Source organism: Caballeronia sp. LZ035, assembly GCF_031451175.1.
Taxonomy (GTDB): Bacteria; Pseudomonadota; Gammaproteobacteria; order Burkholderiales; family Burkholderiaceae; genus Caballeronia.
This window is the reverse complement of sequence record NZ_JARUXS010000004.1, coordinates 336,636-350,637: the sequence shown is the minus strand read 5'-3', so window position 1 is coordinate 350,637 and position 14,002 is coordinate 336,636. Positions and strand designations below refer to the sequence as shown.

Annotated in this window: 13 protein-coding genes; 6 read left to right on the top strand and 7 right to left on the bottom strand. The window is 58.9% G+C overall.

The annotated features are described in order from the left end of the window. Nucleotides 1–99: 99 nt before the first annotated feature. Complete coding sequence (locus tag QCE88_RS31950; protein ID WP_309910973.1) at nucleotides 100–993, top strand: LysR substrate-binding domain-containing protein; 894 nt, start codon at nucleotides 100–102, stop codon at nucleotides 991–993. A 21-nt stretch (nucleotides 994–1,014) separates the two neighbouring features. Here QCE88_RS31950 and QCE88_RS31945 read toward each other — a convergent pair whose 3' ends face one another. Then, entirely contained in the window at nucleotides 1,015–1,533 is a 519-nt protein-coding gene (locus QCE88_RS31945) for a hypothetical protein (protein WP_309909263.1), read from the bottom strand. A gap of 182 nt (nucleotides 1,534–1,715) precedes the next feature. On the opposite strand from QCE88_RS31945, the gene QCE88_RS31940 reads away from it, so the two are divergent. Continuing rightward, complete coding sequence (locus QCE88_RS31940; protein WP_309909261.1) at nucleotides 1,716–2,354, top strand: YceI family protein; 639 nt, start codon at nucleotides 1,716–1,718, stop codon at nucleotides 2,352–2,354. A 4-nt stretch (nucleotides 2,355–2,358) separates the two neighbouring features. Here the strand turns inward: QCE88_RS31940 and tdh are convergent, their stop codons facing one another. Further along, the gene (gene tdh, locus QCE88_RS31935; RefSeq protein ID WP_309839133.1) at nucleotides 2,359–3,396 is read right to left on the bottom strand and encodes an L-threonine 3-dehydrogenase; all 1,038 of its coding nucleotides are present in this window, start codon (nucleotides 3,394–3,396) and stop codon (nucleotides 2,359–2,361) included. Between the two features lie 142 nt (nucleotides 3,397–3,538). Next, the gene (locus QCE88_RS31930; RefSeq protein WP_309910971.1) at nucleotides 3,539–4,741 is read right to left on the bottom strand and encodes a glycine C-acetyltransferase; all 1,203 of its coding nucleotides are present in this window, start codon (nucleotides 4,739–4,741) and stop codon (nucleotides 3,539–3,541) included. A gap of 161 nt (nucleotides 4,742–4,902) precedes the next feature. Between QCE88_RS31930 and QCE88_RS31925 the strand changes: the two genes are divergently transcribed. Then, nucleotides 4,903–5,499, top strand: a complete 597-nt coding sequence (locus QCE88_RS31925) for an XRE family transcriptional regulator (protein WP_309909260.1) — start codon at nucleotides 4,903–4,905, stop codon at nucleotides 5,497–5,499. Between the two features lie 158 nt (nucleotides 5,500–5,657). On the opposite strand, the gene QCE88_RS31920 is transcribed toward QCE88_RS31925, so the two are convergent. Then, complete coding sequence (locus tag QCE88_RS31920) at nucleotides 5,658–5,846, bottom strand: CsbD family protein (protein ID WP_309909258.1); 189 nt, start codon at nucleotides 5,844–5,846, stop codon at nucleotides 5,658–5,660. Between the two features lie 266 nt (nucleotides 5,847–6,112). Here QCE88_RS31920 and QCE88_RS31915 point away from each other — a divergent pair, with 266 nt between their 5' ends. Together QCE88_RS31915 and QCE88_RS31910 are read left to right on the top strand one after the other, a co-directional pair. After that, nucleotides 6,113–6,469: a DUF2471 family protein gene (locus tag QCE88_RS31915; RefSeq protein ID WP_309909256.1), complete on the top strand. Its 357-nt coding sequence runs from the start codon at nucleotides 6,113–6,115 to the stop codon at nucleotides 6,467–6,469. A gap of 280 nt (nucleotides 6,470–6,749) precedes the next feature. Then, nucleotides 6,750–7,745 (top strand): tyrosine-type recombinase/integrase, encoded by a 996-nt coding sequence (locus tag QCE88_RS31910; protein ID WP_309909254.1) that lies wholly within the window; start codon nucleotides 6,750–6,752, stop codon nucleotides 7,743–7,745. A 71-nt stretch (nucleotides 7,746–7,816) separates the two neighbouring features. On the opposite strand, the gene QCE88_RS31905 is transcribed toward QCE88_RS31910, so the two are convergent. Then, entirely contained in the window at nucleotides 7,817–9,016 is a 1,200-nt protein-coding gene (locus QCE88_RS31905) for a DNA-binding protein (protein ID WP_409018257.1), read from the bottom strand. Between the two features lie 1,713 nt (nucleotides 9,017–10,729). Here QCE88_RS31905 and QCE88_RS31900 point away from each other — a divergent pair. Beyond that, a complete protein-coding gene (locus QCE88_RS31900) occupies nucleotides 10,730–12,097 on the top strand; it encodes a replication initiation protein (RefSeq protein WP_309909250.1) in 1,368 nt (455 codons plus the stop codon). A 69-nt stretch (nucleotides 12,098–12,166) separates the two neighbouring features. Here the strand turns inward: QCE88_RS31900 and QCE88_RS31895 are convergent, their stop codons facing one another. Both QCE88_RS31895 and parA read right to left on the bottom strand, forming a co-directional pair. Then, nucleotides 12,167–13,231: a ParB/RepB/Spo0J family partition protein gene (locus QCE88_RS31895; protein ID WP_309909249.1), complete on the bottom strand. Its 1,065-nt coding sequence runs from the start codon at nucleotides 13,229–13,231 to the stop codon at nucleotides 12,167–12,169. Between the two features lie 24 nt (nucleotides 13,232–13,255). Further along, nucleotides 13,256–13,918, bottom strand: a complete 663-nt coding sequence (parA, locus tag QCE88_RS31890; RefSeq protein ID WP_309909248.1) for a ParA family partition ATPase — start codon at nucleotides 13,916–13,918, stop codon at nucleotides 13,256–13,258. Nucleotides 13,919–14,002: the final 84 nt, after the last annotated feature.

The following is a 14,002-nucleotide window of genomic DNA, read 5'->3' as shown; positions in this document are numbered from 1 at the left end:
GTCAAGCATATAAAGACGAAAAGCCAACTAAAAGACGGTAAATTGAGTGCGTGATTACCGGTAGTTGTCGGTGCTAACCCTAGGGTGTCGCCCATGAGCATGAAGTACCACCAGCTGCGCGCTTTTTTGACGACCGCCGAGCAAGGCAGCATTCGCGCCGCGGCGCGTACTCTGCATTTGTCGCAGGCAGCGCTGACCAAGGCCATCAAGGAACTGGAACAGGATCTGGGCGTGGCGCTCGTGCTGCGCACCGCGCGCGGCGTGCAACTCACCGCGTTCGGTCAACAGTTGCGGGTACGCGCCCATCTGATCGTGAGCGAGATGCGCCGTGCCGAAGACGACATCGCGCAGATGAAGGGCGCCGGCGCGGGCAGTGTCAGCGCTGCCGTCACACCGACCGCCGCGCTCTCGATCCTGCCGCAGGCGTACCGGGCGTTCAGGCGGCAGATGCCGGATGCACGTGTGAGCTTTATCGAGGGCTTTCCCGGCGTGGCGATGCCGCGTCTGCGTGACGGGTCGCTCGACTTCGTCGTGGCGGTGGTCGTGCCGGAGCTTCTCGCTCCCGAATTCGATCACATGGAGCTGTATGAGAGCCGCTCTTCGATTGTCGGGCGCGCGGATCATCCGTTGCGTCATGCCACGTCGCTCGCTGAACTCTCGGAGGCCGAATGGCTGCTGAATCCGTCGCCCGAGAGCTCGACGCAGGCGCTGCTCGATGCCTATGCGAAGCGCGGGCTCGCCGTGCCGCGACGGGTGATCGAATGTCCGAGCTTCATCATCGCGCATGGGCTGTTGCGCGGATCGGATGCGGTGGCGTCGATGCCCGCAGGCTTGCTCGATCATCCGTGGGCGCGTGAAGGGCTCGCGGTGTTTCCGGTGGCGGATCCGTTGCCGGCGGTGTCGGTGCGCGTGATTACGCGGCGCGACAGTCCGCTGACGCCGGCCGCAACGATGTTGGTCGAGTGTCTGAGGGATGCGGCACGGGTGGTGTGAAGGCCAACTGCTTCAATCGTTTTAAAACTTCACCCGCAGCATGAAGCCGAGCGTGAACGGGAGATCGCTCGATGGAATGGGCGGAATCAGGATGATGTTGGCGCCGACCCGCTTGTATTCGAGCATGATGAGCGGCGCGGCCACAGGGCCGACCGTGTGGTTATGGCCGATGCCGTAGCTGCCGTAGTCGTAGCCGGAGATCAGTCCGGCCATGACCGCGAGACGGACATACTGCCAGTGCAGGAAATCCGGTCCCCAGACACCGCCGCCATAGAAAGACGGCTTCGACAGGGAATTGCGGAAGTAGCCGCCCGTCAATGCCCATTGTGGCGCGACCCAGCATTCGACGCCGATTCCCGGGTTGAACTGCTCGAAATCCTTGTCGGGATGCACGTGATGCGATGCGATCATCGCGTCAACCCAGAGACCGTCGCCACACAGGCTTGCGTGAGCCGCGGATGTCCAGCCCGACGCCAGCAGTGTGGCAATGGTCAGCAACACGGAATGAAACGTTCTGAGCCAGGGTAACGACAGACGCATAGGTTCTCCGCCATCGCGCGGCAGCGACGGCGCCTTTTTTTAAGAGAGAGGGCGAGGCGAACTCTACCGGATCGCGTCATTATCGTGTGGGCGCGCGAAATCGACGTGACGGCGGGCATGGGTTTCCGAGGCTTCCGGCGCGATCTTCCAGTTCGTATTTTCCGTATTCGAGGTAGTGAGCGATGAAAGTTTTGAAGACGCTGGTTTCAACCTGTCTTGTCGCGTCGATGGTGGCCTGCACGCCGTTGCAGGTAGTCACGCATCATGTGTCGTCGAGCGAATCGAGCGTTCCGCCAGGACACTATCAACTCGATGCACATCACTGGAATGTGAGTTTCGACGTCGATCATCTTCATTACTCGCGCTTCGTCATTCGATTCGACAAGGCAACGGCGCAACTCGACTGGAATGCGGACGGATTGTCCGCCAGTTCCGTGCGAGCGACCATTAATGCATCGAGTGTCAATACGAATGTACCGCTGCTGGACCGCATGCTGAAGGGACCGGATATGTTCGACGTGGAGCGCTATCCGGAAATCGTATTTGTCAGTACGGGCTTCCAGCGCACCGGTGACGACAAAGGCACGCTGACGGGCGATCTGACCATTCGCGGCACGACACGGCCGGTCAGCCTGAACGTCAGCTTCAACGGCCACGCGGTGGATCCGCTCACAAAGCTGGAAACATTGGGCTTCTCGGCCGATGGACACTTCAACCGCTCGCAGTTTGGACTGACGACGTGGTATCCGGCAGTCGGCGACGATGTGCACGTCGCCATTCAGGCCGAGTTTTCGAAGCCGCGCGCGGACTCGGCGCAGTGAGTGTTCAGACCGCTTCGGCGGTCCAGTCCAGTACTACCTTGCCGCTGTTGCCGGAGAGCATCGTGTCGAACGCGCGTTGATAGTCGTCGACGGGGAAGGTGTGCGTGAGGATGGGTGAGAGATCCAGACCGCTTTGCAGCATCGCGACCATCTTGTACCAGGTCTCGAACATCTCGCGTCCATAGATTCCCTTGATCTCGAGTCCCTTGAAGATCACCTGATTCCAGTCGATGGCGGTCTGTGCCGGCGGGATACCCAGCAGCGCGACCTTGCCGCCGTGATTCATGGCTTCCAGCATCGCCGTGAACGCGCTCGGTACGCCGGACATCTCCAGTCCGACATCGAAGCCTTCGGTCATGCCGAGTTCATTCATCACGTCGCGCAGATTTTCATTCGCCACATTGACGGCACGCGTTGCACCCATCTTGCGCGCGAGTTCGAGCCGGTAGTCGTTCACATCGGTGATCACGACGTTACGTGCGCCGACATGCCGTGCAATCGCCGCCGCCATCACGCCGATGGGTCCGGCGCCGGTAATCAATACGTCCTCGCCAACGAGGTTGAACGAGAGGGCGGTATGGGTTGCGTTGCCGAATGGATCGAAGATCGCGGCGAGATCATCCGAGATGTCCGGAGGAATCTTGAACGCGTTGAAGGCGGGAATGACAAGATACTCGGCAAACGCGCCTTCGCGATTCACTCCGACGCCAACCGTATTGCGGCACAGATGACGCCGCCCTGCGCGACAGTTCCGGCAGAAGCCGCATGTGATGTGACCTTCGCCGGAAACGCGATCGCCGATGGCAAAACCGCGCACCTCCTGTCCCATCTCAACGATCTCGCCAACGTATTCATGTCCGACATGCATCGGCACAGGAATGGTCCGCTGCGCCCATTCGTCCCATTTCCAGATATGGATATCGGTCCCGCAGATCGCGGTCTTGCGAATGCGGATCAGGACATCGTTATGGCCGACTTCGGGCCGCTTCACGCGTGTAAGCGTGAGGCCCGGGGCGCGTTCCAGTTTGGCGAGAGCTTTCATTGCTTTGGGTCCTGACGGTGGTCTTGACGGTTTGTCCTGGCGTCGCGTGCATGATTTTGTGCAGGCTTGTGACCGGGCACGCGTCCAGCGGCGCTTCCGCGGGTGGCCTTGGCCTTTATGCGCATAAAGCCTGCCCCAGTGCTCAGCGGACAACGCCGAGCGTACGTCCGACGCGTGCGAATGCGTCGACTGCGCGATCGATCTGTTCCGGCGTGTGCGCTGCACTCATCTGAGTGCGAATACGGGCGCGCCCCTTGGGTACGACCGGATATGAAAAGCCGATGACATAAACGCCCTCATCGAGCAGTGCATCGGCCATCTTCGACGCAAGTTGTGCATCACCCAACATGACGGGAATGATCGGATGCTCGCCGGGCACGAGATTGAAGCCCAGCAATGTCATCGCCTCGCGGAAACGCCTGCCGTTCTCCTTGACCCGCTTGCGCAATGAAGCACCTTCATCGCTGGCGAGCAGCTCGAGCACTTTCAGCGATGCCGCCGCAATACTTGGCGCCAGCGAGTTCGAGAACAGATACGGCCGACTGCGTTGGCGCAACAAGTCGATGACTTCCTTGCTTGCCGCGACATACCCGCCGGATGCGCCTCCCAACGCTTTACCCAGTGTGCCCGTGATGATGTCCACGCGATCAAGCACGCCGCAGTGTTCGGGCGTACCGCGTCCGTGCTCACCGATGAAACCGACAGCATGTGAGTCGTCAACCATGACGAGCGCCTGATAACGGTCGGCGAGATCGCAGATGCCGGCGAGATTGGCAATGATGCCGTCCATCGAAAATACGCCGTCTGTCGCAATGAGCTTGAAGCGGACGCCCGCCGCGTCGGCTTCCTGCAGACGCGCCTCGAGGTCCGCGAGATCGTTGTTCTTGTAGCGCAACCGCTTGGCCTTTGAAAGGCGTACGCCGTCGATGATGCTCGCATGATTCAACTCGTCGCTGATGATTGCATCCTCTTCGGTCAGCAACGTCTCAAAAAGACCGCCGTTGGCGTCAAAACAGCTGGAATAGAGAATGGCATCGTCGGTCTTCAGAAATCCCGCAATGGCGTGCTCGAGTTCCTTGTGCACCGTCTGCGTACCACAGATGAAGCGAACCGATGCCATGCCGAAGCCATCCTTGTCGAGGCCGTCCTTGGCTGCATCGATCAAGCGGCGGTCGTCCGCAAGTCCGAGATAGTTGTTTGCGCAGAAGTTCAGCACGCCACTTCCGTTTGCGAGGCGAATGTCTGACGACTGCGGGCTGGCGATGACGCGCTCGGTCTTGTGAAAACCGGCTGCTCGAATTTCATCGAGTGTTCCGCGGAGATGACTGAGGTATCGATCGTTCATGGCAAATCCTCGTTCGTGGCGGCCGGCCAAGATTGCACGCAGTCCGACAGACGTGCTCGCGTAACCCATAGCCCTGTTATAGTCCATTCAATACGTTGGACGAGTTCGATATTTCGAACAAAATTCCAATATACCGAACACTCTAAGGGATTGTGGGAGTCATGGCAAGTTCAGGAGCGGAAGGAAAGGCAAGCGAATTCGCCGGTGCGACTCCACCGCGCGTCGGGGAGATGATTCAGCGCTTGCGCAGTGAGCGACAGCTGACACTTGACGACCTGTCTCGCGCGGCGGGGGTGTCGAAATCGATGTTGTCGGAAATCGAACGAGATAAAGCCAATCCAACCATTGCGGTCGCATGGCGACTGACCAACGCGCTCGGCATCAGCCTTGATCAGCTGTTTATGCAACAAAGGCCGGTGGAAGCCATTCGAGTGGCCGGCCCGCACGACATTCCGACTTTGACCGGAGACAACGGTGGCTATCAACTGCGCGTTTGGGGGCCTATCGAGCTTGCTGGAAAATTCGAATGGTATGAATTGACGCTGCAAGCCGGTTCGTCGCTCACCTCGGAAGCACATGAACCCGGCACGCGCGAACATCTCACCGTGCTGAACGGGACCATCGAGATCAAAGCGTCGGGGGCAACGCGTCGACTAAAAGCAGGCGATACCGCACGTTACGCGGCCGATGAAGCGCATGCGATTTGCAACGTCGGACGCGCGGAAGCCAAGGCGCTGCTGATCGTGATTCATGGTTGAGGGCTGCCGGCCCTGCGGCCCTGCGGCCGACAGACTTTATGCGCATAAACGTCTGAGGTATCCCCACCCTGACAAACATAAAAAAGGGACGCTCAACGATGAGCGTCCCGCTTCGAGCAGCGCCAGTGACGCGCCTATGTCAGCCCGATCAGATGCGCTTAGGGATTCTTCTTGACGCTGTCCTTCAGGTCTTCACGTGCGTCACCCACACCCTTTTGCACCTTGCCTGCGGCTTGCTGCATATCGCCCTTGGCTTCCTGGACCTTGTCGCCGGTCATCTTGCCAACGCCTTCGTTGATCTTGCCTTTGACCTGCTTACCAACGCCTTCCACTTGATCCTTATTCATCTCGGTTCTCCCGTGTCTTGCAGCGTGATGGGTGCGCAATGCATTTCACATGTACTCCACCGCTCGCTGCGCACCTCGCCCAGGACCATTCCCAAGCATGACTCCACAGTGCGCTTCGTTGGCAAACACGCATAGCGGCGGATGTCTGAAAGACGCGTAGGCGGAATCGCACATACAGCCGCGACCAGTAGCGCGACGCTAGTTTCATCGCACCGGTACTGTATGTTTATACAGTACAATAAGACCAGCTCGCAAAGGGGTGAATCATGGAGTCGAACGGCGAAAGTCTCAGCAGAAGGCAGTTTGCCCGCGCAGTACATGATCTGGAACGCATCACACGCCAAATCGCCAGTCGCTATATAGAGAAGGGCGTGCCGCTGACCTGGCGTCTCCTGCATGCCATCGAGGCAGAGGCGGTGGCGGATCTGGGCTTCGCCGGGCGGCACGAAGCCACGCTTCGCGAACTCTTCGCGCGACCTGACGATTTCCATTTCCCCGAAACCGACGACGTAGTCGATGTCGCTTCGTCCGATGCCTTACCCGCCGTGTTTGCATTTGCTGTCGATGCCTACGAGCGCGCTGCTCGACATGGCCGACCGCAACTGGCGATCGCCGCGCACTAAGGCGAAGTTTCCCGACACGCGGCACAAGCCGCGTGCCCGACACATCAAGTTGTCGCTAAGGCCGCCCGACGCTTCCACACGATGTTTGCCGAGAAATCGGAGTTCTCTCATCGGTGGTCTATACGGGCACCATCATCGCGTTTGGTCCGCGCAGGCGCCATAGCCTTGGGATCGCCACGGACGAACATTCCGAGAATCATCACACCCGTGCTTGACGTGCGGGACACGAGGCACGACCCTGTCCACAGTGCAACACAGCGAGGCACGCGCTACCGACACCATGCCGAACACTTCCGATCTCTTCGACCAACAGCGCGCTGATTGGCAAGCCGACCCCCACTCCGCCTTCGACGCATGGCTGGCTCAACAGGAGTTTCGAGCATCGTCGGCGGATGTCTACCGTGCGCAATGGGGCAACTTTCTCGAGTGGCTGACGTCCCGTCGCGCGACGCTCAACACCGTGCAGCGGCCCGTTATCGAACAATTCGTGGCGCAGCTGGACATTCGCCGGCCGCAGCGGATGCGCTATCTGAGACTCATCGAGCGCGTGCTCGATCATGTGCGGGAAGTCGAATCGGCGGCAACGAACCCTGCGCGGTTCATCGCTCAGGATGGAGACGCGGCATGGCGCAAGGCCCGTGACAACGAGCCCACCGGCTTTCTCACGCACGACGAGCGTGCCTTGCTCATCGCGCATCTGCACTCGCCCCTGGGCTCGCTGCTGGCGGGCCCGCGCTGGCGGGAGCGGCGCGACCGGGCGCTGGTGGCGGCCTTTCTCGGCGCCGGCGTGAAGACGGGCGAAGCGGCGCAGTTGACCGTCGAGTGTTACGCAGCGGGCGCGCCCTATCTGACCGTGGACGCGGCCAACCCGTTGCTGATTCGACAGGCGCGGCTAGCGCCGTTCGCGCTCGATCTGCTCGACCCGTGGCTGGCAGAACGCAAGACAGCGGGTCATGCCGGTGACCTGCTGTTTCCCGCGGCTTTGTCCGGTCGTTCGATGCACAAGGCGACCATGCTGCGTGCGATCGACGCCGTCGTGGACGCGTCCGGCATTGCGGCCTCGCGCGTCGCCAGGGCTAGTCCGCAAACACTGCGTAACACTTACGCTGCCGAACTATTCGAGAACGGAACAGATCCAGACAGAGTCGGACAGTGGCTCGGGCTTCAGCAGACAGTGTCGGCACACCGTCTTTATCGCGCGTGGCAGGACTGGATGGGTGAGCAAATACGGGAGCGGGATCTCGCGCACGCCCATGAAACCGGCGCCAATGCGTGAGCTCATCATGGCTCGACAACGGTCCCGAAAATCCTCACCTTTGATTTTCGGGCAACTTGTCTTCCTGTCTTTCAGGGATGGCTGACGCGGACGGAGCGGAAAAACTCATCGACTGCCGCGAGTTTCGATGCTACGGCGCCCGACGTCCTTTCGCACTGCGGGCAGGACAGTTCGAACTCATCCTCGTGGCGCTGCATTTCGGGTTCGCCCGAAGCGCAGCCCGGACAGATGATCGGCGTGACGACGTGCATATCGACCTGAGTGCCGAGCCCGGCGATTTCCGTGGTGGTCAGGCGCCCGTCCACCGCCAGTGCTGCAAGCAATTCGCCGATTTCGTTGCTCACGCTCGCCTGGGTATCCCGGATATCGCGCTCGCGCACAAGCGCGTCGATCTCATCGGACTGAACGCGCACTTGGGACTCGAGCCTCTCGACGCGGCTTCTGGCTGCGCTCAGCTGTTGAATGAAGTCGAATTCCTTTTGGCCCGTCTCGCGCATGCCCGTCTGGTACGTGGCCGCCATGCCGCGCAGGGAATCGAGCTCGACGAGCATGGGCCTCACGCGCCGTTCGGCTTCCTTCACGGCATCCTTGATTTGCTGAGCGTAGTGTTCCGCACTCTGACGCATCTCGCTCTGCAACTCGTCAACCCGGTCGTGCAGACGTGCCGCCGTCGACTGCTCCTGTTGCAGACGAACGGAAAGCGCCTCATTTTCCGTCTCCCAACGAGCGACAATCTCGCGCAGGCCCGTCTGGGCTTCCACCCGCTGGCTCCGAAGTGCGTTTAGCTCGGCCTCGAGCACGGCGACACGCGCGACTTCGGCTTCTGCGCGGGCATCGGCCCGTTCTCGCGCCTGCTCGGTCGCTTCGCAGCGAATATCTGCGTCGCGAGCCTGAGACTCGGCCGCTCGTATGGCAGTATCAAGACGGGCCTTGTCCTCTGCCAGCGCACTGCGGGCGTGCTGGAGTGCATCGTCGTAGAGCGCTGCGAACAGCTCGCCGGCGCGATCTCTCAGTGAATCCGGGATCGCGCCGGCATCGAGCCGGGTACGAAGCGAAGACCGCAATTCTGTCCAGAAGGCATCGATATCTCGGGGAATATCGCTCGCGCTGCCGATTTGCGTGATTTCACGGACCGTCGTCACCGACGGCCTGATGCCGAAGTCGAAGAAGAGACGCTTGCAAGCGTGCAAGGAGAGATCTTGCCGGCGCGCGCCGTTGGCTCGCATGGCCTCGATTTCGTCTCTGAGGGTAGTGCGAAAGTCTGGATTCATAGCTTAAAACGCCAAGGTCGAGGTATCGATCATAACGTTTTACGTTCTGTTTGATACTAAATTCAAGTTTTCCGATGGGGATGCATTGGTTTCCACTCACGCTGCACGGATTGCCTCATTTCCAATGGCTCCCGGAATGGCCTATTCGTGAAACATAATGAGCTAAGAGCCTTAACTCTATGTTTTTTATGCATTTTACTCTGGCTCGTTGCGAGCGCTAGTGTTTCACGAAGCGAGATTGTCGTTTGCGTTCATTTTTTTTCTGAAGACTCGGCACCCGTTGAGAGTATTAGAAAGTAAACACCTTTGAACCTTGTTAAAAGCGTTAACGCCTGGCGAAACCCTTGCTGGATAAGGCTCTGCGAGAGGTTGGGTGAGAGCCTCCGGGATGGATGGTGAAGGTCTGCGGGAGTCTGCGGTGATGGGCTTCGGGGAGCATCGTGAGAACCAACAGGAGACATCGTGAGCGGATTCAGGGACCGCCCGTTCTGGTGGGGTGAGACTTTCCGGGAGCTTGGCAGCTCCGATCCGTTGAGGCACGCATTGCTCGTTGTTTGCGGACCCTGCTGATGGGTGAGCGTTTTCGGGACCAGCCAGAATGCTCTGAACGTGGGTTGCAACCGGCAATTTTTACGTATTGGTGAGGCGATTCGGGACTCGAAGGATCATGAGGGTGAGACTTTTCGGGCTGTGAACGGCTCCAGGCTTTGATTTTCACTCGATAAGAGCGGCAAAGGTGAGAGGTTGCAGGAGTCGCTAGGGGCAGATTCACCATCGCCCGCCCCTCTGGAGGCCTTTATTGAGCTTAAGGTGAGACTTTTCGGGGCGTCATAGGCCTGCCAATACGCTCCATTTCGGGGAGAATCCCCATGAGAAAGGTGAGAATTTACGGGACGTAACGCGTTCTCGGCAGTTCTCACATATGAATAGAGTCCGCTCGACTTCATAAAAGTATATTTGAAACAATGGCTTATCGAGCTTGGGATGATTTGCGCTGCGCTAAAGGTGAGAGATTTCAGGAGCTGTCACATCCATCGCTACGACGGCAAGTAGCAGGTAAAGGTGAGGTTCCACGGGAGTGCTCGCACTCGAACGAGCGTGAAGAAAGCGAGATAAGTGCCTGCAAAGACGAGTTTTTTGTTTTGCAGCTATTGAAAGGTGAGGTTTTTCGGGAGATCAGATACGGTCGCTTCGAGGTTTCGCACCACCTGTCTTGACCTAAGGTGAGGCAAATCGGGAGCGAGTCAGGCATGAAGGCAGGCCAACTGAGCGTCGTGAAGCAGCATACATCGAGTCTTTTTGGTGCAAAGGTGAGGTTTTTCAGGAGATGTTCTGCGTCGGACGGGCAAAGAAGTCACTCTGAGCACTCGTCGGCTTCATTCGACACCAGCACATCGTCGGCTGCATGGCCACCACCGGTACGCCGTGTCAGCGCCGCCACAAGGGGCGCCGCGAAAAAATTTTTAACGTGAGCATTTTCGGGAGTCATCAAGCGAGCCATGGAAACCTCAACAAAACGGCGTTCCCCGTTTACCCGCGCGGATACGGCACTGCTTGGATGCGGTCGATTGGTGAGTGGTGAGGGTTTGCGGGATCGCACCGCAGTGAGTGGACGCCCCATACAAGGCTTCACCGCTCTACGGTGAGGTTGACCCTATAGACGTCATTCACCCCAGTCGGTATGCTTCCCGCAACCTCGAATTTGTTTACCGCATGGCAACCAAGCGCGCCAAGAAAACCGACGTCGTCAGCCCAAGCTCGGCGGAGCTACGCAAGGCCGTCGAAGCCATTGCAATTCAGCCGAAAAGCGGAAAGATCACCCTGCTTACTCGCAAGTTGTTCAACGTGCTTCTAGCCGTTGCACAGCAGGCGGACGAGTCCGGCGACACCTATCGCGCGCTGTTGTCGGACATTGTGGCCAACTCTGCATTCGATTCGAATGACACGGCCTTGGTCAAGGAACATTTGCGGCGCATGGTCTCGGTGCAGGTCGAATGGAGTACGGGTACCTCAAGTCAGAAGCCTGGACGCAAATGGGGCATATCCACGCTCATCGCTGACGCTGAAATTCTCGAGGACCCGACGACCCGTCGAGTCTGGGTGGAATTTTCTTTCGCGCCGAAGATCAAGAAAAAGCTGCTCGATCCTGTCCAGTACGCTCGTCTGAGCCTTCAGTTTCAGAGTCAATTGCGCAGCAGCGCCGGCCTCGCGCTGTATGAGATTTGCGTGAGATACCTGACCAATCCCAGCCATCTGACAATGCGCGAGACCTGGGAGTGGTGGCGGCCGATCTTATCCGGTACGCCGGACACGGAAGCGGGCGACGAAGCCAAGCGAGAGTACAAATACTTCAAGCGGGATTACTTGCGTCCGGCCATCGCTGAAGTGAACGCGGTGACGAACATCTTCGTCGAGTTGGTGGAACACAGAGAGGGACGTCGAGTCGCTGAAATCCAGTTTCGCGTGACCGAGCGGAAACAGCCCATGCTGGCGCTGGACGAGCATCCGAATGTCTTCGATAGCACGCTGGTCGATCGGATGGTGAAGATCGGTATCCCGCTCAAGGATGCGCAGACGCTCTACGCGGACAGTGAAGAGAACCGGATTCGCGCGGCCTTGCAGATGACGGAGCAACGCATGCGCAGCACGACGTTGCCGGCGGTTCGGAGCGCCGCTGCCTTGTTCAAGGATGCACTGAAGAAAGGCTACGCGCCCCCCGTGGATACCGTTCCGCCGGTTGCGAACGGTGCCGCGCCGCGTGCAGCCGTGGCCGCGGCGGTCAATGGCGCCGACGATCTCAAGGCGCGCCTGCTGAGCGAGTTCTCGGCTTATCGACGCAAGGAAGCGCGCGTGCTCTACGACGAGCAAGGTGAGGATGAACGGGAAGTCGCGCGGCAGTCGTTCGAAGAAGATGTGCTTCCGGGACTGGGGGCGCATATGCGCGAGGATTGGCGCAAGCGCGGCCTGGATTCGAAGCTGGGCGAGACGTCGTTCTTCGACTGGCTTGCACGAAAGACCTGGGGCGAGCCCACCGATGGAGATCTTCTCTCGTTCACGCTGAGCCAGTCGCGCGCCAGCTGAATCCCGGCGCGGCTGGAGGGAAACCGTCCCGTAGCGTCGTCAGGGCCCAGCCCCGACGACAGGCGACTCTCATTTCTTGAGCTGTCCCGATTCGAGCATCGTCTCGATCTGATGCAGCAGTTCATCGCGCTTTTCACGCGACAAGCCACGCAAACGAAGTTCGAGTCGATCTTCTCCGTAAGACTTCAAATCACCTACCGCGATGCCGTCCAGCTTGATTTCGAGTCGCTGGGCATAGCGCTGACGACTCGGCGTCTTGGAGGCAGCCTGACCGCTTGCGCGTCCTTTTACGATATCGGCCACTTGGCGTGTGCTGAGATCGTCGGATGTGATCTTGTTGATGAGGCGTAGCGTCGCCTCGCTACCCCGCGCGGTATGGTAGCGCGTGATTTGATAGGCCATGTTCGAGCCGAAACGGTCCGGTCGTGTGACCATCTCCTGCATAACGGTCTCGGGTAGCTTGGCGATGGATAAAGCCACGGCGATCGTCGATTCGTCGAGTCCGAGATGCTCGGCCAATTCGCGCTGGCTCTGGAAGTGTTTCTCGTCGAGGAACCGCCGCCATACCACCGCATTGTCGAACACCGTCTGCGAGTCGCGTTGGACGTTCAGATCGTAGCCCAGCTTGTAACTCTCGATGCCGATAGGCAAGTCAACAACCACTGCCTTGACCGTCTCCTTGTTTGCCTCCTTCAGCGCGCGCACGCGACGGCCACCGTCGCTGACGAAAAAGGTTCCTGGGCTGGTGTAGTCAGGGATGACGTGGATAGCCTGTTGCTGCCCTTGCTTCGCGAGGTTGACAGCAAGTTCGGCGATCGACGTCTTCAGATAAAAGTGGCGGGGATTGAATGGACTCGGCTTGATCGACTTGAGCGGCAGCTCGATGATTTGGCCGGTGGTATAGCGGTTCGCTCGTCTCCAGGCTCGATATTCATCGGTTTCGGCGCCGCTGATGGCATCGACGGTGTCGTCAGCAGCAAAGGCGCTGGAGCGGCCGTTTGCAGCGGCCTGGCTTGCCTGCTGGATATCGACAATTCCGTCGATCGCATTGAGGCGGTCAAGTGCCGTGCGCTTCTCGCTGCTCGTGGAATCGGGACGGGCCTTGAAGCCCTTTGCAAACTGGGACGGTTTCATTCAGGGTCCTTTATGCGCATAAATTCAGGAGAGCATGCCGAGAATCTCATCGGCGACGGCGCGAATCTCTATCGCAGCGAGACGTGAACCACGATCGGTCATCTGAAGCACGGTCTGGCCAAGTGCCATCGCCTGCTTGTAGCACTCGCGAGTGGGGATTTGAGTTCTGAGCAAGGGAAAACCAAGCTCTTCGAGGGCTACCTTGAGCTCGCGCGTCAGCATGCGCTTCTCTTCGGTCTTGTTGAGCAGGAAGACGGCGCGCAAATCTTCGTTCATGACTTGCGCTTGCTGGACCAGCTTGACCAGACCTACGCTTGACCAGTAGTCCGCTGGTGAGGAAGACGTCGGAATAACAGCGACGCTCGCTGCAAGTAGAACCACGCCCGAAACCTTCTCTGTGATCGAGGGCGGGCAATCTACCACGATGATGTCGTAGTCATTGATGAACTTCTTGATCTCGCGGTGGATCTGTCCCCCTGCTTCCGACAAATTCACAACAGGAAACGGAATCCCGTGAGCACCGTCTGAGGCAGCGCTGGACCAATGAACCAGTGTGTTTTGACCATCCGCATCCACGACGAGAACTCGCTTCTTCTTCTCGTGAAAAGCTGCCCCCAAGTGCATCGCAATGGTGCTCTTGCCGACCCCGCCCTTCTGCTGCGTGATCGCTATGATTTCCGCTGCCACGTTTTGCTCCGAGTTTTTTGAAGTTCGTTGAATTCTACATTGACGTAGTATTTTTTCCAGTCAAATTAGTGAAACTCGACATGC